The organism is Enterobacter sp. ECC_219_Taxon_10 (assembly GCF_058354905.1).
Genome location: NZ_CM178005.1, coordinates 1,069,755 through 1,088,604, shown reverse-complemented (window position 1 = coordinate 1,088,604; position 18,850 = coordinate 1,069,755). Strand labels below are relative to the sequence as shown.

The following is an 18,850-nucleotide window of genomic DNA, read 5'->3' as shown; positions in this document are numbered from 1 at the left end:
AAACCTCATGTTTAAAACAGCAGGAGCGGAACCGTGCAATACACAACATTAGGAAAAACCGACCTTAGCGTTTCCCGGCTTTGCCTGGGCTGCATGACCTTTGGCGAGCCGGATCGGGGAAATCACGCCTGGACGCTGCCGGAAGAGAGCAGCCGCCCGATAATCAAACGCGCCATCGAGGGCGGCATTAACTTCTTTGACACCGCCAACAGCTACTCCGACGGCAGCAGCGAGGAGATTGTCGGCCGCGCCCTGCGCGATTTTGCCCGCCGGGATGACATCGTCGTTGCCACCAAGGTCTACTATCCAGTGGGCGACCTGGCTGAGGGCCTGTCTCGCGCGCAGATCCTGCGCTCCATTGATGACAGCCTCAGACGCCTGAACATGGATTACGTCGACCTGCTGCAAATTCACCGCTGGGATTACAACACGCCGATCGAGGAGACGCTTGAGGCGCTCAACGACGTGGTGAAAGCTGGTAAGGCACGCTATATCGGCGCGTCGTCTATGCACGCGTCGCAGTTTGCTCAGGCGCTGGATCTCCAGGCGAAGCATGGATGGGCGCGCTTTGTCACCATGCAGGATCACTACAACCTGATCTACCGGGAAGAAGAACGCGAGATGCTGCCGCTGTGCCATCAGGAAGGCGTGGCGGTGATCCCGTGGAGCCCGCTGGCGCGCGGTCGATTAACCCGCCCGTGGGGAGAAACCACGGCTCGTCTGGTATCGGATGAAGTGGGAAAAAATCTTTATTCCGGTACCGAAGCCAGCGATGCGTTAATTGCCGAACGGTTAGCCGGAATTGCCGATGATACCGGCGCCACCCGCGCGCAGGTGGCGCTGGCTTGGCTGTTGGGCAAGCGCGGGGTTGCGGCACCGATTATCGGCACATCGCGGGAAGAACAGCTGGATGAGCTGCTGAATGCGGTTGATATCACGCTTACGCCGGAGCAGGTTGCCGAGCTGGAAACGCCGTATCAGCAGCATCCGGTGGTGGGGTTTAAATAAGCCCTCACCCTAACCCTCTAATCCGTAGGCCGGGTAAGGCGTAGCCGCCACCCGGCAATACAGAGGCACAAACTCACGCGAAGTGATCGTACCCTTTCCAGTCCAGCGTAACGGGCGCACCGTCTTTCACAAACTTCAGCCCTTCACTCTCCGGCATGATCTGACCGATACAGGTAAATTTCGCGCCGAGGTGCGCTAATGCCACGTCGAGCGTTCCGCGGTTCAGCTCCGGAACGGTAAAGCACAGCTCATAATCTTCGCCACCGGACAGCGCCCAGCGCAGCGCCTGCTCAGGCTCTACATGGCGAAGCAGTTGCTCAGACAGCGGGAAGAGATCCAGGTCAACGCGCGCGCCTACGCCGCTGGCCTTCAGGATATGCCCGAGGTCTGAGATCAGCCCGTCAGAGAGATCGATAGCCGAGCTGGCCCGCTCTCGCAGTGCCTGACCGTGCAGAATGCGCGGCGTTGGGCGCAGGTGGCGTTTCACCAGATATGCCGCATCGTCAGCGTCCTTCACGGTTAAGCGATCCTGAAGGATCGCCAGCCCTGCCGCGCTATCTCCCGGCGTACCGGTCACATAGATCCAGTCGCCCGGTTTAGCGCCCGAGCGCTTCAGCGCGCGACCGAGCGGCACATAGCCGTGGATCGCCAGCGTCATAGACAGCGGCCCGGCAGTGGTATCGCCGCCAATCAGCTGCATATCGTAGTAGTTCAACTGCTCAAACAGCGCATCGCTAAAGGCTTCCAGCCAGACTTCATCCACCTCTGGTAGCGTCAGAGCCAGCGTCAGCCAGGCAGGATCGGCCCCCATCGCCGCCAGATCGCTGACGTTCACCGCCAGGGCTTTATACGCCAGATCGGCAGGATCGATATCGGGCAGGAAATGACGTCCGCACACCAGGGTGTCGGTGCTGATTGCCAGCGTCTGCTTTTCAGGAATATTGAGAAGTGCACAGTCATCGCCAATGCCGGTTTCAACATCAAGACGAGAGGTTCTGACACGGTCGAAATAACGGGCAATCAGGGAGAATTCGCCGCATGCCATACGTTATGCCTCAGCAAATAAAAGAAAAAACCGGAGCCGCACTGCCCGTCAGGCAATGCAGGACTCCGGTTTGCGGATCACTTTTTGTGGGGACGGATCGCAGGTGCTGCTTTATCAAGTACGCCGTTAACAAACTTGTGGCTGTCTTCAGCGCCGAAGGTTTTCGCCAGTTCGATCGCTTCGTTGATGGCCACTTTGTACGGGACATCATCACGTTTAGACAGCTCAAACAGCGCGATACGCAACACTGCTTTTTCCACCTGGCCCAGCTCTTCGAGCAGACGGGACAGGTATGGCTTCATCAGGCCATCGAGATACGCGCTATTAGTCGCCACTCCCGACAGCAGTTCACGGAAGTACAGAACGTCAACGTCTTTCACGTCCTGTTCTGACAGGAACTGGTATTCAACATCAGCGATGTCGTTCTGGGACAACTGCCAGGAGTAAAGTGCCTGGACGGCACATTCACGGGCGCGGCGACGAGCAGCAGGTTTCACGGAATTCCCCTTACAAAAAAATCAGGCCTTGATGGCTTTCAATACATTGATCATTTCAAGCGCGGTCAGTGCAGCTTCTGCACCTTTGTTACCGGCTTTGGTGCCAGCACGTTCGATGGCTTGTTCAATACTTTCGGTGGTCAGCACGCCGAACGCGACAGGAATTTCAGCATCCTGCGCAACGTGTGCCAGACCGTTGCTTGCACCGCCCGCAACGTATTCGAAGTGCGCAGTGCCGCCACGAATAACAGTACCCAGCGCAATCACCGCGTCGTATTTACCGGTTTTCGCCAGCGCGCCCGCCGCCAGTGGCAGTTCATAAGCGCCTGGAACCCAAACAACGGTAATGTTGTCATCTTTAACCTGGCCGATACGTTTCAGGGCGTCAATCGCACCTTCCAGCAGGCTGTCGTTGATGAAGTTGTTGAAACGCGCAATGGTGATGGCGACGCGAGCGTCCGGGGTAGCTACAGCAGCTTCAATAATGTTCATACTCTTCCTTTACGGGTTCATTTGGCCCCGCAGGGGGGCGGATTTTATCATAATACTTTGCGCACTGCTTCCCTATTTCGGGAGCAATTACGCTGTCGTTAAATGGAGGCAGACATCCGGACCCACCGGACGAATCTCGCTGAATGTGAGTTGCGGTGCGTCGGCCAGTTTTTCAAGGCCGGGCAGCACAAACAAGCCGCGCGCGTCGTGACCTAACAGTTTAGGTGCAACGTAGACGAGCAGTTCATCCACCAGCCCCGCCTGAAGCAGCGCGCCGGCAAGCGTCGGGCCAGCTTCGACCCAGATGCTGTTCACCTGCTGCTTGCCGAGCAGCATCATCAGCACCACCAGATCCAGATGCCCGTTATGCTCCGGCACCATAACGCTGCGCACGCCTTCCGGCCAGTCGCGCGTATCTTCCCTCGTGCGCGCAATCCAGGTTTCACCCGGCTGCTGGACGATGCGGTGCTGCGGCGTTACGCGGTTCTGGCTATCAATAACAATACGCAGCGGCTGACGCAGGTTCTCCTGCGGATAAAGCGCCTGGGTATCGGCATTCAGTTCATCCCAGCGCACGGTCATGGCCGGATCGTCAGCCAGGACCGTTTCACTGCTGGTGAGGATAGCATGGCTTTGCGCGCGCAGACGTTGCACATCGCGCCTTGCCTGTGGCGAAGTTACCCACTGGCTTTCGCCGTTTGCCATCGCCGTACGGCCGTCCAGCGAGGCGCCCAGCTTGAGCTGAATATACGGGAACCCTGTGCGCATGCGCTTCAGGAAGCCTCTGTTGAGGGCTTCAGCGTCCTGCATCATCAGCCCATGGCTGACGTCAATCCCTTCCTGCTGCAGGCGATACAGGCCGCGTCCGGCCACCTGCGGATTCGGGTCCTGCATCGATGCGACCACGCGTGAAACGCCCGCAGCAATCAGCGCTTCACAGCACGGCGGCGTACGCCCGTGATGGCTGCAGGGCTCCAGCGTCACATAGGCGGTGGCGCCGCGCGCCTTCTCGCCGGCCATGCGCAGCGCATGAACCTCCGCATGCGGCTCGCCTGCACGATAGTGAAACCCCTCCCCCACGATCTCGCCATCTTTCACGATAACGCACCCGACGTTCGGGTTGGGATGGGTGGTAAAACGACCGCGCTGCGCCAGCTTCATGGCTCGCGCCATGTAAATCTCATCGTGCATGAGCTTAATCCTGTAAGCGGGCGATCTCTTCGCCAAACTCTTTGATGTCTTCGAAGCTGCGGTAGACCGAGGCGAAGCGGATATAGGCGACCTTATCGAGCTTTTTCAGCTGCTCCATCACCAGGTTGCCGATCATTTTGCTCGGCACTTCACGCTCGCCAAGGCCACGCAGGTAAGATTTAATGTGGTTTAGCGCCATTTCGACGTCATCCGCGCTGACGGGCCGTTTTTCGAGGGCCTTCAGCATCCCGCTGCGCAGTTTCTCTTCGTTAAACGGCTCGCGCACGTCGTTACTTTTTACCACGCGCGGCATTACCAGCTCTGCAACCTCAAAGGTCGTGAAACGCTCGTTGCACACCAGACACTGCCGACGACGGCGCACTGAAGACCCTTCGCCCACAAGACGAGAGTCGATGACTTTGGTATCCACAGCGGAGCAGAATGGGCAATGCATACGGTATCCCTGTTATCTGGTTAACTGATTTTCATTTTACCCTGATCTGGCCTGACAACAAAGGAAGAGCTTTTTTGAGACAAAGGATCTATGTCTGGCGACGCGTTGCTGGCTACCATTATGGGGATCCGTTATTTCAAGGAAATAAACGCTATGACAAGACGTTACCTGAGAATTTTACTGGTGGGGAGCCTCTTCACCCTCAGTGCCTGTGCACAGCAAACCGAAGTTCGTCAGATGAAACAAAGCGTGAATACGCTCAACACGGCGATGGACAAACTGAACAAAGAAACGGTGAAGATCACCCAGCAAAACGCGCTGAACGCCAAATCCAGCAGCGGGGTGTACCTGCTGCCGGGGGCAAACACGCCTGCTCTGCTCAACAGCCAGATTGGCACGCTGAAAATGTCGCTGGTGAACGTGGCGGCGAATGCGGATGGTACGCGCGCAACATTGCGTATTCATGGAGAGTCCAACGATCCGCTGCCAGCCTTTAGCGGTACCGTCGAATGGGGACAGATCCAGGGCACCACGGAGAATTACCAGGAGGTGAATGTGAAGAATCAGCTGTTCACCGCTCCGGCCAGCGTGTTAGCGCCCAGCGACGTGGATATTCCGCTTCAGTTAAGCGGCCTTACGCCTGAGCAGTTAGGCTTTATCCGCATTCACGATATCCAACCCGCCGCGCAGTAATCCCCTCCTTTTGAGCGGAGTGAAATGTCACTCCGCTAACATTTACATTTCGTATGGATTGGCAACAGAAATGATTGCCGCTACAATCCCGGCCGTTTAAAGTACGCAAACGTGAACGCAATCGATTACGCGCGTGAGAGATATGTGAAACAACACATATTTTTGTGAGCAGGGATTCCTATAATAGGCACCGCAGAAACACGAAATATTTAGAAACGCAATTCGCGCATTTTTCACTCCCGGAAGGGAATTTCAATCAGTGGCATGATTATGAAAAAAACATTACTCGCAGCCGGTGCAGTTCTGGCACTTTCCTCCTCTTTCACTGTTAACGCAGCGGAAAACGAGAAACCACAATACCTCTCCGACTGGTGGCACCAGAGCGTTAACGTGGTAGGCAGCTACCACACCCGTTTCGGACCACAGATCCGCAACGATACCTACCTGGAGTACGAAGCATTCGCCAAGAAAGACTGGTTTGATTTCTATGGCTATATGGATGCACCGGTCTTCTTCGGTGGTAACTCTCAGGCTAAAGGTATCTGGAACCACGGTTCCCCACTGTTCATGGAGATCGAACCGCGCTTCTCCATCGACAAGCTGACCGGCACCAATCTAAGCTTCGGTCCGTTTAAAGAGTGGTACTTCGCGAACAACTATATCTACGACATGGGCCGCAACGAGTCCGGTCGTCAGAGCACCTGGTATATGGGTCTGGGTACCGACATCGACACGGGCCTGCCAATGAGCCTGTCCCTGAACGTATACGCGAAATATCAGTGGCAGAACTACGGTGCTGAAAACCAGAACGAGTGGGATGGCTACCGTTTCAAAGTGAAATACTTTGTTCCAATTACCCAACTCTGGGGCGGTAACCTGAGCTACATCGGCTTCACCAACTTCGACTGGGGTTCAGATCTGGGCGATAAGAGCGGTTACGCAGAGAACGGTATTAAGCAGCGTACCAATGACTCCATCGCCTCCAGTCACATCCTGGCGCTGAACTACGATCACTGGCACTACTCTGTTGTGGCACGTTACTGGCACAACGGCGGCCAGTGGAACGACGACGCTAAACTGGTATGGATGAACGAACACGTCCGTTCTACCGGCTGGGGTGGTTACCTGGTCGTAGGTTACAACTTCTAATCAGTGCGGGACCGTGCGGGCTGATGCCCTCACCCTGCCCCTCTCCCACAGGGAGAGGGAACAAATACTAAAAACGGCAACACACGTTGCCGTTTTGCTTTTACCTCGCCACCCGGCTTTTTACTGCCTCACCTTCCGCAAAAAATCCGCCAAAGACCTGTCCGCACTCTCGCTGAACCGCCTCTCCGTCTGCACAATATTGAGACACCGGTCGAGCCGAAAACAGCGGTAGTCATCGCGCCGTTCACACCACGCTGCCAGCAGCCAGCGCTCCCCCCAGAAGAACAAGCCCAGCGGCTGAACCTCACGTTTTGAGAGCTGCCCGGCTTCATCACGATAATGCAGCGCCAATACGCGCTGGGCGGAAATCGCCTGATGGATCATGTCAAAATCGCTGCGGGAGTGGCTTTGCATGCAAAAATCCGGGGCGTAGATCCGCGTCTGCTCCGCCTTTCGACGGTTCTCCTCGGGCAGGATAGCCAGCACCTTCTCCTGGGCCGATTCCAGCTCGCGCGACAGCGATTCGCCTCCCCAGGTTTTGAGCAGGCGAATCGCGACCATCAGCGCTTCGGATTCTTTATTTGTCAGCATCAGCGGCGGCAGATCAAAACCCGACATCAGCCGATATCCGCTTCCCGCCTCGCCTTCCACCGGCACGCCGGAAAGCGACAGGTCGCGGATATCGCGGTAGACCGTGCGCTCGGACACGCCAAGCCGGTCCGCCAGATGCGCTGCAGTTGTCAGACGCCTGCCCCGCAGGATCTGCACAATCTGAAACAAACGGTCAGCGCGTCGGGTCATATCTCATTCCGCTCTCAGGCAGGTTGATGGAGGCCGACGCGGTTACCCTCGCTGTCGGTAAACAGTGCGATAGTGCCGATACCATGCGGCAGTTCCAGCGGGCCAAATACGCACTCGCCGCCCGCGGAGGCAATGCGATCGAGCGTCGCCGCCAGATTGTCAGTATGCAGGTAAATAATAGCGCCCTGCAAAGACGGTGTAACGCCGTCAAATTTTGCCAGCGCCCCACCGGTGGCGGGATCCTCATGCGGAAAAACCGCCAGCTCTGCGCAATCCATTTTCTCGCGACGCAGCGCGAGCTGCATGACCGGCTCATAAAATTTGATGGCGCGATCCATATCCGAGACCGGAATTTCAAACCAGTTAATTACGCTTTTCATACATCCTCCTGCCTGTTGTTTGGGTTCAGAAGGAGTCTACGGCAGAGCTCCTGACAGCATACTGTCAGGAGTGTTTGTCAGGAGCAGATAAAAAAAATCCCGGTCAACAGACCGGGATTCCGATAACGCGCTAAACGTCGCCTTACGGCAGAATGGACGGCTGATCCGCCCCTTCTTTTTCGACTTTCTGCTGGAGCAGGTGCTCGCGCTTCATACCGAGTTTCAGGGCCAGAGCGGACGCGACGTAGATGGACGACGCCGTACCGATGGAGACACCGATCAGCATGGTCAGCGAGAAGCCTTCCAGCACCGGGCCACCGAAGAGGAACAGCATCAGGATCACCATCAGGGTGGTACCGGATGTGATCAAGGTACGGTGCAGCGTCTGGGTCAACGACACGTTAAAGATTTCGTACGGCGTGCCGCGACGGATCTTACGGAAGTTTTCACGGATACGGTCAGATACCACGATACTGTCGTTCAGTGAGTAACCGATAACGGACATCAGGGATGCCACGATAGTCAGGTCAATCTCAATGTGGAACAGAGACAGTATGCCCATGGTGATCACCACGTCGTGCGCCAGAGCGATAACCACACCGGCCGCCAGTCGCCACTCGAAGCGGAAACCGACGTACACCAGGATGGAGATCAGCGCCACCAGCAGCGCCATGGCGCCGGTCTGCGCCAGGTCTGCACCCACGCTCGGGCCGACGAACTCAATACGCTTGACCGCCGCGCTCTGGCTGGTGGTCTCGTTAATGACCTGTACGACCTTACTGCCCAGTTCCTGGCTGCCGTTGGCATCGTGCACCGGCGGCATACGCACCATGATGTCGCGGCTGCTGCCGAAGTTCTGCAGCAGCGGCTCTTCAAAGCCCGCTTTCTGCAAAGACAGACGCATCTGGTCCATATCGACCGGTTTTTCCAGGGAGATCTCGATGACCGTACCACCGGTGAAATCCAGACCCCAGTTAAAGCCTTTCACGCCCATAACGATGATGGACAGAATCAGCAGTAAACCTGAAATGCCGAAGGCCCAGTAGTCCCAGCGCATAAAGTCCCAGACTTTACGGCCATGGTTCAATTGTTCAACAGTATATTCCTGTGCCACAACGCACTCCTCAGATAGACAGCTTTTTGACGCGCTTGCCGCCGTACAGCAGGTTCACGATGGCACGGGTGCCGACAATAGCGGTAAACATTGACGTTGCGACACCGATACCGGTTGTAATCGCAAAGCCTTTGATCGCGCCAGTACCCACTGCATACAGGATAAGAACCTTAATCAGTGTTGTTACGTTCGCATCGAAAATGGAGCTGAACGCGCCTTTATAGCCTTCGTCAATCGCCTGCTGAACAGAGCGACCGTTGCTCAACTCTTCTTTGATACGTTCGTTAATCAGTACGTTGGCGTCGACCGCCACCGCAAGGGTCAGAACGATACCCGCAATCCCCGGCATGGTCAGCGTCGCCCCCGGCAGCAGGGACATAATGCCGATGATCAGCACCAGGTTCGCGATCAGCGCGGACGTCGCAATCAGACCAAACTTCTTATAGAAGAAGATCATGAAGAGGATAGAGACCGCCAGACCGGCCAGACACGCTTCCAGACCCTGCTGGATGTTTTGCATACCCAGCGTTGGACCAATGGTACGTTCTTCAACAATCTGAATTGGCGCAATCAGCGCACCGGCACGCAGCAGCAGAGAGAGCTGACGCGCTTCGTTCGGGTTGTTAATACCGGTAATACGGAAGCTGTTACCCAGACGAGACTGGATGTTGGCGATGTTAATCACCTCTTCCTCTTTCACCAGCACCGCACGACCGTTTGCATCTTTCTTACCGCTGTCTTTGTACTCCACGAACAGGGTCGCCATCGGTTTACCGATGTTGTCCTTAGTGAAGTTAGACATAATGTTACCACCCGCGCTATCCAGCGAGATGTTAACCTGCGGCTGGTTGTACTCATCCTGGCTCGACGTGGAGTCAGTGATGTGGTCACCGGTCAGGATCACGCGCTTGTACAGCACAACCGGCTGACCTTCGCGGGTCTGTTTCACTTCGGAGTCACCCGGAATACGGCCAGACGCCGCGGCGGACTGGTCGACATTGGAGTTCACCAGACGGAATTCCAGCGTCGCGGTCGCACCGAGAATCTCTTTCGCACGCGCGGTATCCTGGATACCCGGCAGTTCAACCACGATACGGTCAGCACCCTGACGCTGTACCAGCGGCTCAGCTACACCCAGCTGGTTCACACGGTTACGCAGAATGTTGATGTTCTGCTGAACGGCATATTCACGCGCTTCTTTCAGACGCGCATCGGTCATCACCGCACGCAGCTGGTTGCTGCCCTGAGAGGTGATCACCAGGTCACGGTGACGTTGGGTCAGGTAATCTACAGCCTGATCGCGCGCCGCGCTGTCGCGGAACGTGATGCTCATGCCGTAGTTATCTTCTTTACGCACGGTAGTGTATGGGATGCCTTTGTCACGCAGATCGCTGCGCAGGCTGTCGATATTCTGTTCCTGCAGCTTGCCGAGCGCGGTATCCATATCCACTTCCATCAGGAAGTGAACGCCGCCACGCAGGTCAAGACCGAGTTTCATTGGCTCTGCGTTCAGCGCAGCCAGCCAGCGAGGGGTTGCAGGAGCAAGGTTAAGCGCCACGACATATTTGTCACCCAGCACGCCCATCAGCGCTTCGCGAGCGCGGAGCTGCGTGTCGGTGGTGTCGAAGCGAGCAAGAATTGCACCCTCTTCCAGAGCCACAGACTTAGCGGTAATTTTTTCTTCTTGTAACGTTTTCTGGACCTGGATCAGCGTTTGCTCACTGGCGGCGACACCGCGCGCGCCAGTGATTTGAACAGCCGGATCCTCACCATACAGGTTGGGAAGCGCGTACAGCAGGCCGACGATAATCACGACGACCAGCATGATGTACTTCCACAAAGGATAACGGTTTAACACGGCAGTTCCCTTTGGGAAAAGTTGGGATTACAGCGCCTTCATAGTGCCTTTCGGCAGAACGGCAGCTACGAAGTCACGTTTGATAACCACTTCAGTGGTGTCGTTCAGGGCGATAGCAATGTAGCCGCTTTCAGCCACTTTGGTTACGCGGCCGACCAGACCACCGTTGGTCAGCACTTCATCGCCTTTCGCGATGGAGTCCATCAGCTTTTTGTGCTCTTTGGTACGCTTCTGCTGTGGGCGCAGGATCATGAAGTAGAAGATCAGACCGAACACAACCAGCATCAGGATCAGAGACATCGGGCTGCCCTGCGCCGGAGCACCTGTTGCCGCTACCGCATCAGAAATAAAAAAGCTCATTCAAATTCCCTCATTATTAATATTAATCAACGTTCAACGGTGGAACATCCCGCCCCTGACGTTGGTAAAAATCGGTCACGAAGCTCTCTAATTTACCCTCTTCGATAGCCTTGCGTAAACCAGACATTAAGCGCTGATAGTAGCGAAGATTATGAATCGTATTGAGACGCGCGCCCAAAATCTCGTTACAACGATCGAGATGATGCAGATACGCGCGAGAATAATTGCGACAGGTATAGCAATCGCACTCGGAATCGAGCGGGCTGGTGTCACTCTTATGCTTCGCGTTACGGATTTTCACCACGCCATCGGTAACGAACAGATGACCGTTACGCGCGTTGCGGGTTGGCATCACGCAGTCGAACATATCAATGCCGCGACGTACGCCTTCCACCAGATCTTCGGGTTTACCCACACCCATCAGGTATCGTGGTTTATCCGCCGGGATTTGCGGGCAGACGTGCTCCAGAATGCGGTGCATGTCCTCCTTCGGCTCACCCACAGCCAAACCGCCGACAGCGTAGCCATCAAAACCTATCTCTACCAGACCTTTAACAGAGATATCGCGTAAATCTTCGTAAACGCTGCCCTGAATAATGCCAAACAGCGCATTTTTGTTCTGCAGGGAGTCAAAACGGTCGCGGCTGCGCTTCGCCCAGCGCAGAGACATCTCCATAGAGCGTTTCGCGTAGTCCCAGTCTGCCGGGTATGGCGTACATTCGTCGAAGATCATCACGATGTCAGAGCCGAGATCGTACTGAATCTCCATCGATTTTTCTGGATCGAGGAAAATCGGATCGCCGTTGATCGGGTTACGGAAGTGTACGCCCTGCTCGGTGATCTTGCGGATATCGCCAAGGCTGAAAACCTGGAATCCACCGGAGTCGGTGAGGATGGGGCCTTTCCACTGCATAAAATCGTGCAGATCGCCGTGGAGCTTCATGATCTCCTGACCCGGACGCAGCCACAGGTGGAAGGTATTGCCGAGGATAATCTGTGCGCCAGTGGCTTCAACTTCTTCCGGCGTCATCCCTTTTACGGTGCCGTATGTGCCCACAGGCATAAACGCGGGGGTTTCCACCACGCCGCGATCAAACACCAGGCGACCGCGACGCGCGCGGCCATCGGTGGTATCAAGTTCAAATTTCATTTTTTCTCCGACGTCAGAAAAACAGTCCAACGTTGTAATACGGTGCCGCGGACTTATTCCCCGACACGCTCATTCAAAGCCAGCGGATTGTACGTGATAAACATCGCGTCCCCGTAGCTAAAAAAGCGATATTTTTGTTCTACCGCAGACTTGTAGGCGTTCATCGTATGCTGATAACCGGCAAACGCGGAAACCAGCATAATCAGCGTCGATTCAGGCAGATGGAAGTTGGTCACCAGCGCATCAATTACTTTGTACTGATAGCCCGGGTAGATAAAGATCTGCGTATCGCCAAAGAACGGCTCGATAAGATCGCGCTTTGCAGCCTGCGCGGCGCTCTCCAGTGAACGCACGGACGTCGTACCGACGGCCACGACGCGGCTACCCCGCGCTTTCGCCGCCAGCACCGCGTCCACCACATCCTGCGGCACTTCGGCATACTCGGAGTGCATGATGTGGTCTTCAATGCTGTCCACGCGCACCGGCTGGAAGGTGCCCGCGCCAACGTGCAGCGTCACAAACGCCATCTCAATGCCTTTGGCACGCAGCTTTTCCAGCAGCGGCTCATCAAAGTGCAGACCCGCCGTGGGTGCAGCCACCGCGCCAGGCTTCTGGCTGTAAACGGTCTGGTATAGCTCGCGGTCAGCCTCTTCGTCCGGGCGCTCAATGTACGGCGGCAGCGGCATATGGCCGATGGCGTTCAGGATATCGAGCACCGTACGCTCGTCGTTGAACTCCACCTCAAACAGCGCATCGTGGCGCGCGGTCATGGTCGCTTTAATGCTCTCGTCATCGCCGAGCAGCAGCTCCGCGCCCGGCTTCGGTGCCTTAGAGGCGCGAATATGTGCCAGAATGCGTTTATCATCGAGCATACGTTCGACCAGCACTTCAATCTTGCCGCCGCTGGCCTTACGGCCAAACAGGCGCGCCGGGATCACGCGGGTATTGTTAAAGACCAGCAGATCGCCAGGGTTGAGCTTGTCGAGCAAATCGGTGAAAGTACCGTGCGTCAGCTCGCCCGTTGGCCCATCCAGTGACAGTAAGCGACAGCTGCTGCGCTCAGGCATGGGATAGTGAGCAATCAGGGATTCAGGTAGTTCAAAGGAGAAATCGGCGACGCGCATGACGTATACTCGTGACTTAAAAACAGGCGGCATAGTCTAGTGCTCACACCCCTTTGCTGCAACAACTAGCCGCCACTGGACAAATAAAACGCATGAATTTTCTCGCTCACCTGCATCTCGCTCATCTCGCTGACAGCTCCCTGTCCGGCAATTTGCTGGCCGATTTTGTGCGCGGCAACCCCGCTGAGGACTATTCCCCTGAGGTTGTCGACGGGATTTTTATGCACCGCCGCATCGACGTGCTGACGGATAAGCTGCCGGAAGTGACGGAAGCCAAAGCGTGGTTTCGCCCTGAAACGCGCCGCGTTGCGCCGATCACGCTCGACGTGATGTGGGACCACTTCCTGTCGCGCCACTGGGAACAGCTGTCGCCGGAGATGCCGTTGCCGGCGTTTGTGCGCTACGCCCACCAGCAGGTGTCGATTATTCTGCCCGACTCGCCGCCGCGCTTTGTGAATCTGAATAACTACCTGTGGTCAGAACGCTGGCTGGAGCGCTATCGCGAGATGGATTTTATCCAGAATGTGCTGAATGGGATGGCAAGCCGCCGCCCGCGGCTGGATGCGCTGCGCGACTCCTGGTATGACCTGGATGAACATTACGATGCGCTGGAGAGCCAATTCTGGCAGTTCTATCCACGCATGATGGCGCAGGCGAAAAACAAACAGCTGTAACAGAATTCACATTGATAGGTAAAAGCTGGTGGAACGATTGTCACCACCTCTTTGTCTTATCCAGGAACACTCTCTATACTGGCTCGCGTTGCGTTCCAAATAACCTTAGTATCTACAGGAGAATCATATGGTTCTGGTAACTCGTCCGGCTCCGGATTTTACAGCTGCAGCAGTTCTGGGCAACGGTGAAATCGTTGAAAACTTCAACTTCAAACAGCACACCAACGGTAAAGCGACCGTTCTGTTCTTCTGGCCAATGGACTTCACTTTCGTTTGCCCGTCTGAGCTGATCGCGTTCGACAAACGTTATGAAGAATTCCAGAAGCGTGGCGTGGAAGTGGTTGGCGTCTCCTTCGACTCTGAATTTGTACACAACGCATGGCGTAACACCCCTGTCGAAAATGGCGGCATCGGTGCGGTGAAATACGCAATGGTTGCGGACATCAAACGCGAAATCCAGCAGGCTTACGGTATCGAACATCCGGACGCTGGCGTTGCACTGCGCGGCTCCTTCCTGATCGACGCAAACGGCATCGTTCGTCACCAGGTTGTGAACGATCTGCCGCTGGGTCGTAACATCGACGAAATGCTGCGCATGGTTGACGCGCTGCAGTTCCACGAAGAGCACGGCGAAGTGTGCCCGGCTCAGTGGGAAAAAGGTAAAGAAGGTATGGCAGCTTCCCCAGACGGCGTAGCTAAATACCTGTCTGAGAACGTATCCAGCCTGTAATCGGCACGGTTTACGGAAGAGGCCCGCTTATGCGGGCCTTTTTTTATGCCTTACGCTGCGTCTCTCGCCAGATGCGCCAGGCCATACCCACCAGCAGAATCACGCCCGCAATCAGCACGCCCCACACCAGCAGCGCGTTCATCCTGCTCTCCCGCTCGGACGCAGAGGTCGCGGTCAGACGCCCCTCGCCGCCTAATGCGACATCCCCCAGAATGTCGGCCTGCGGCAGGTTCGCCATATCATAGGTCTTGCGCAGATCGGCTGGGATCAGCATGTCAGGCTCCACGCTGGCTGGTTTTGCCGCCCCGTTACCCCAGGCGAGCACGTACGGTGCTTTTCCCTGCGCGTTGAACACCAGGTCATAGCGATCGCGATGCCCGGTGACGCTCGGCAGGTACTCCGGCAGGCGCGCATTCAGCGTCGTGACTTTCACCGCCTGCACCAGGCCCCCGTTAAGCGAAACTGGTGGAGACGTTTTTCCCTCCAGACGGTAAAGAACCTCTTTTTTCAGGGGGTGCCATGCGTCTTTATCCGAACTCCGCCACGCTATCTCCACGGGAAGGACGCCATCGCCGTTCAGTGAGATGCTGACAGCACTCAGCGGCTGCGGACGCGCCCAGCGCCACTGCGCTTCGCTTGTCGAAAGTTGCTCCCCTTCCCCCTCAAGGTCGATCGCTTCCGGGGCCGCCTGGGCAGGTGCGCTGATTGCGTTTACGCCGGTCAAGGTTATTCCCTGGCTCTGCGCGTTCAGCACCACCAGGAGATAGCGGTTCGTATCGGGAGACAAAACAATATCGGTATCGATCCGATCCAGCTTAAGACGATCCTGCCCGCTCACCACGTCCAGCAGCGGCATATCCTCACGCAGGGTATACCAGCGCTTAAGATCCTCGCTGTAATAGACCGACGCCGTTCCCTGCCACGGCGTCTGAGGGGTATTCCAGAGCAGCTGTAATTGGGACAGCCTTATTTCCCCCGTATCCTGCTCCGGCAGGGTCAGCAGATAATGCTGCCCGGTTGCGGCGGCTTTTTGTCCTTCAAGCACAATCTCAACGCCGTTTGCGGAACGGAGCAGGATCTTATCGCTCTCCTCACCCCCTCGCGCAGGCGCAAGGGGCGACGCGTCCAGCGGAAAGAGGCGCAGCGCCGTGGATTGCGCTGCCGCCTGCGGGCGCGTCGCGGTAACCAGGCTGAAGGGAACCGGCTCGCCCGACTGATTAAAGACGCGAACGTCATGCAGATCCGGCGACGTGCTCTGCGCATAGACGGCGAGCGGCAGCGTCACCCGATACCACTGGGAAGGAGCAGACGTATCCAGCGAGCGGCCAAAGACATAGTCCCGGGGCGATTCCGTTTGTACCTCTTCGCAGAACCCCGGGACGGCAAGCGCCAGCAGCGCGGTACAGGCTACCGCTTTCATCCATTTCATTTTTCATCTCCTGTTTTGGGCGGCAGCGGCGAGAAATACCCCACGATCAGCACCAGTATTGCCACGCCGATAAACGCCACCGCGCGTGACAGACCGCCTCCGCCCGCGCTGTCCACCAGCATCAGTTTAACCATCACCACCCCCAGCAGCGCGGCACCGCCAAGCCACTCCTGACGGGAAGCCCGGCGGGTGGCGTGGACCATGATCACCAGCGCGCTCAGCATCCAGAACAGGGCAAACGAGGTCTGGATAAGTCGCGAATCCCACAGTGATGCCATATTCCAGGCCACGTCGCCGTACCAGGCCAGGGCGCGCATCAGCGCACCGTTAAGCCACCAGAAGCCAAACGCCATAATCGCGACGGCAGGCCACGGACGTGCCTGCGAAAGCAGTGCCGGGTAGTAGCGTTCCACCATCTGATAAAAGACCACCAGCCCCAGCAGCGCGAACGCCGCGCCTTCCTCAAGCGGATTCACCAGCGGCAGCCAGGTCTGACGGTAAACCACGCCGTCCTGGAAATTGGTCACCACCAGCAATACCAGCAGCGCCGCGACCACGGGGATCGGTGCTATACACGCGTAGAGTGCGGGCCACTCCCGGAACGGCCACCCGCGACGGCGTACCGCCGCAGAGAGCGCCATAATCACCCCGCCGCCTGCGGCCATTGCCAGCCCGCTGCCCCAGGCCGCCATGCCCCACGGCAGCGACCGGGCAAACCAGTAAAGCTCCGCCGCCAGCACCAGTAAAATCATCCAGAACAGAGACAGGTGCAGCCCCCCAGAGATGCGCGGCGCTAAACGGGCGCCGTCGCGCCGCAGCAGCATCAACGCGGCAGGAAGCGCGATTCCCCAGGCCAGATTTGACCAGCCGGCGGCAAACATCTGCTGGTGCGAGAGCTGATAGCCCACCATCACCAGCATCAGCGGCCACAGCAGCCATTTGCTGGCATCCAGTTCCCGCCACGCCAGACGAGCCGCAGCCTGCCGCCAGCCCCAGACCGACGCCGCCGTCAGTGCCAGCACGCCCGCCAGAACAGGCAGTTCCTGCTTCAACACCAGCCGCGACGCGCCAAATAGCGCCACGAGCCAGAACAGCAGCCCGCCTGCCAGCAGCGCCCAGCTAACCGGCAGAAAGAGGTTCCGCCACAGCCAGGCCGCAGCCAGCCAGCAAAGGCTGAGGATGGTGAAGATCAGCAGCAGGCTCAGCGGCGTAACGCCGTTCATCTGCGCCCACAGCGCGCTGCCGAGCGCCAGCACCAGCAGCGCCGTCCCGCTATAGCTCATGCGCCGCTGGTGCTGCTGCACGCCCAGCCAGAGGATACCCAGCCCCTCAAGCGCCCAGGCCATCGCCGTCCACCGCGCGGAGAGCGCCAGCGGAATGGCGAGCGTGGCAAATCCGCCGCCGATGGCCAGCGCTGCCATCACCAGCGGTCGTCCGATGGAGGGATAGCGCCGCAGCGCAAGGAACGCGAGGGTAAGATAAAACGCCCCGTATCCCAGCGCGCTCAGGGCCGGGCCATATTCCCAGTGCCGGGTCATACCGTACTGCATCCCAAAGCCTATCAGCGGCGGGGCAAACAGCAGCACGCCGTCAATAATCTGCTTTCCTTTCTCCTGCGCCCGCAGCGACAGCGCCACGCTCAGCACGCCGAATATCAGCGTATTGGCAATCAGGAACAGCTGGCAGATCCAATAGTCTTCAGGCTGGTAATCACTCAGCCCCCACAGGCCGCCCACGCCAAAGGTAAAGAGCAGCCCGAGCAGGTTAAGCTCGCGCCAGTGCTGCCAGATGCTGATGGCGAGAATGCCGATGGAAAGCAGGAGATAGAAGGAGAACAGCGCCACAAAGTTGCCGCCCCCGGTAGATAGCAGCAGCGGCGCAAGATACCCGCCGAGGCTCGCCAGCATGGCAAGGCTCAACGCCTTTTGCAGCACCGCCAGCCCGACGCTCGCGGCGCAAATCACCACCAGCAGCGCAAAGGCCAGCGTCATCGGCAGCATCTGCCAGAGCCGGAAGGCGCCGAAGACCGTCAGGTAGAGAATGCCCGTCGCCCCGCCCTGCAAGATAAGCGCGTAGACCGGCTGCCTGTGCCGCAGCCGCCACCCAACCGCCAGCAGAACGATGGCAAACAGCGCCGTCGCCACCAGGCGCAGCTCAAGCGGGAACAGGGAATGTTCAACGGTATAGCGCAGCAGGAATGAAAGACCCAGGAAGAGCAGCAGAATGCCAAGCTTCGCCAGGGGATTGCCCTGCATAAACCAGCGCGCCAGCGAGGTCACTATGCCGCCAAAGGCAGAAGGCTGTTTAGCCGCAGGCGCAGGGGCCGGAGCGGGTTCGGCCTCGATAGCGGGAATTTCGGGACGCCAGGGATCGACAGGCGCGGGAGCGTCCTCAGCCACCAGCGCGGTCACGACCGCCGGAGTAGCAGCTTGCACCTGTTCTGGCTCCGGCGCTATCTCTGCCGCGCCGCGCTGCTCAAGCGCCTCAATGCGCTGGCGTAGCCGGGCGATCTCCTGCTGTGCCGCCGTGCTTCGATTAAACCCGATAACCGCGAGCACGGGCGCAACCAGCAGCGCAAAAACCAGGAACAAACAGCCAAGGATGTAAAGCTCGTCCATGTTTCCACCTTCACCGTATACAATCCGTTAAGATTGACACAAATCGTTGCATTTGCGCCATCTTAAAAGGTGGAAACATTAGC

The 18,850-nt window shown here is 57.4% G+C and carries 19 protein-coding genes; 5 read left to right on the top strand and 14 right to left on the bottom strand.

Features of this window, described 5'->3' with window-relative positions:
• Positions 1 to 33: 33 nt before the first annotated feature.
• Positions 34 to 1,008: an aldo/keto reductase gene (locus tag AC4ICF_RS05040; RefSeq protein WP_192983445.1), complete on the top strand. Its 975-nt coding sequence runs from the start codon at positions 34 to 36 to the stop codon at positions 1,006 to 1,008.
• Positions 1,009 to 1,081: 73 nt separating this feature from the next.
• Here the strand turns inward: AC4ICF_RS05040 and thiL are convergent, their stop codons facing one another.
• The 5 genes from thiL to nrdR all read right to left on the bottom strand — a co-directional run bounded on the left by thiL (position 1,082) and on the right by nrdR (position 4,687).
• The gene (thiL, locus tag AC4ICF_RS05035) at positions 1,082 to 2,053 is read right to left on the bottom strand and encodes a thiamine-phosphate kinase (protein ID WP_316380335.1); all 972 of its coding nucleotides are present in this window, start codon (positions 2,051 to 2,053) and stop codon (positions 1,082 to 1,084) included.
• A gap of 77 nt (positions 2,054 to 2,130) precedes the next feature.
• The gene (gene nusB / locus AC4ICF_RS05030; RefSeq protein ID WP_006809908.1) at positions 2,131 to 2,550 is read right to left on the bottom strand and encodes a transcription antitermination factor NusB; all 420 of its coding nucleotides are present in this window, start codon (positions 2,548 to 2,550) and stop codon (positions 2,131 to 2,133) included.
• 21 nt (positions 2,551 to 2,571) lie between these two features.
• Positions 2,572 to 3,042: a 6,7-dimethyl-8-ribityllumazine synthase gene (gene ribH / locus AC4ICF_RS05025; RefSeq protein ID WP_006176874.1), complete on the bottom strand. Its 471-nt coding sequence runs from the start codon at positions 3,040 to 3,042 to the stop codon at positions 2,572 to 2,574.
• Between the two features lie 87 nt (positions 3,043 to 3,129).
• Positions 3,130 to 4,233 carry a bifunctional diaminohydroxyphosphoribosylaminopyrimidine deaminase/5-amino-6-(5-phosphoribosylamino)uracil reductase RibD gene (ribD, locus tag AC4ICF_RS05020; protein WP_316380334.1) on the bottom strand — a complete coding sequence of 368 codons (1,104 nt, stop codon included), beginning with the start codon at positions 4,231 to 4,233 and terminating at the stop codon, positions 3,130 to 3,132.
• A 4-nt stretch (positions 4,234 to 4,237) separates the two neighbouring features.
• Complete coding sequence (nrdR, locus tag AC4ICF_RS05015) at positions 4,238 to 4,687, bottom strand: transcriptional regulator NrdR (protein WP_008503337.1); 450 nt, start codon at positions 4,685 to 4,687, stop codon at positions 4,238 to 4,240.
• A 153-nt stretch (positions 4,688 to 4,840) separates the two neighbouring features.
• Between nrdR and AC4ICF_RS05010 the strand changes: the two genes are divergently transcribed.
• Positions 4,841 to 5,380, top strand: a complete 540-nt coding sequence (locus tag AC4ICF_RS05010; protein ID WP_116341803.1) for a SadB/YajI family lipoprotein — start codon at positions 4,841 to 4,843, stop codon at positions 5,378 to 5,380.
• Between the two features lie 270 nt (positions 5,381 to 5,650).
• Positions 5,651 to 6,529, top strand: a complete 879-nt coding sequence (locus AC4ICF_RS05005; RefSeq protein WP_116341805.1) for a nucleoside-specific channel-forming protein Tsx — start codon at positions 5,651 to 5,653, stop codon at positions 6,527 to 6,529.
• Positions 6,530 to 6,649: 120 nt separating this feature from the next.
• On the opposite strand, the gene AC4ICF_RS05000 is transcribed toward AC4ICF_RS05005, so the two are convergent.
• The 7 genes from AC4ICF_RS05000 to queA all read right to left on the bottom strand — a co-directional run bounded on the left by AC4ICF_RS05000 (position 6,650) and on the right by queA (position 13,316).
• The gene (locus AC4ICF_RS05000) at positions 6,650 to 7,330 is read right to left on the bottom strand and encodes a helix-turn-helix transcriptional regulator (RefSeq protein ID WP_116341636.1); all 681 of its coding nucleotides are present in this window, start codon (positions 7,328 to 7,330) and stop codon (positions 6,650 to 6,652) included.
• 14 nt (positions 7,331 to 7,344) lie between these two features.
• Positions 7,345 to 7,710, bottom strand: a complete 366-nt coding sequence (locus AC4ICF_RS04995; protein ID WP_008503341.1) for a VOC family protein — start codon at positions 7,708 to 7,710, stop codon at positions 7,345 to 7,347.
• Between the two features lie 142 nt (positions 7,711 to 7,852).
• Complete coding sequence (gene secF / locus AC4ICF_RS04990; RefSeq protein WP_028012143.1) at positions 7,853 to 8,824, bottom strand: protein translocase subunit SecF; 972 nt, start codon at positions 8,822 to 8,824, stop codon at positions 7,853 to 7,855.
• A gap of 10 nt (positions 8,825 to 8,834) precedes the next feature.
• On the bottom strand, positions 8,835 to 10,682 hold the full coding sequence (gene secD / locus AC4ICF_RS04985) for a protein translocase subunit SecD (RefSeq protein WP_071888278.1): 1,848 nt from the start codon (positions 10,680 to 10,682) through the stop codon (positions 8,835 to 8,837).
• Between the two features lie 27 nt (positions 10,683 to 10,709).
• A complete protein-coding gene (yajC, locus tag AC4ICF_RS04980; protein WP_000007630.1) occupies positions 10,710 to 11,042 on the bottom strand; it encodes a preprotein translocase subunit YajC in 333 nt (110 codons plus the stop codon).
• Between the two features lie 22 nt (positions 11,043 to 11,064).
• A complete protein-coding gene (gene tgt / locus AC4ICF_RS04975; protein ID WP_045259930.1) occupies positions 11,065 to 12,192 on the bottom strand; it encodes a tRNA guanosine(34) transglycosylase Tgt in 1,128 nt (375 codons plus the stop codon).
• A 53-nt stretch (positions 12,193 to 12,245) separates the two neighbouring features.
• The gene (queA, locus tag AC4ICF_RS04970) at positions 12,246 to 13,316 is read right to left on the bottom strand and encodes a tRNA preQ1(34) S-adenosylmethionine ribosyltransferase-isomerase QueA (protein ID WP_163330415.1); all 1,071 of its coding nucleotides are present in this window, start codon (positions 13,314 to 13,316) and stop codon (positions 12,246 to 12,248) included.
• Between the two features lie 92 nt (positions 13,317 to 13,408).
• Between queA and acpH the strand changes: the two genes are divergently transcribed.
• Positions 13,409 to 13,990, top strand: a complete 582-nt coding sequence (gene acpH / locus AC4ICF_RS04965) for an ACP phosphodiesterase (protein WP_116341640.1) — start codon at positions 13,409 to 13,411, stop codon at positions 13,988 to 13,990.
• A 127-nt stretch (positions 13,991 to 14,117) separates the two neighbouring features.
• Complete coding sequence (locus AC4ICF_RS04960) at positions 14,118 to 14,720, top strand: peroxiredoxin C (protein WP_003859113.1); 603 nt, start codon at positions 14,118 to 14,120, stop codon at positions 14,718 to 14,720.
• Between the two features lie 43 nt (positions 14,721 to 14,763).
• Here AC4ICF_RS04960 and AC4ICF_RS04955 read toward each other — a convergent pair whose 3' ends face one another.
• Positions 14,764 to 16,149, bottom strand: coding sequence for a DUF3999 domain-containing protein (locus AC4ICF_RS04955; protein WP_316380333.1), 1,386 nt, complete (start codon positions 16,147 to 16,149; stop codon positions 14,764 to 14,766).
• Entirely contained in the window at positions 16,146 to 18,767 is a 2,622-nt protein-coding gene (locus AC4ICF_RS04950; RefSeq protein WP_316380332.1) for a DUF2339 domain-containing protein, read from the bottom strand. The genes AC4ICF_RS04955 and AC4ICF_RS04950 overlap by 4 nt, the downstream gene beginning before the upstream one ends.
• Positions 18,768 to 18,850 lie beyond the last annotated feature (83 nt).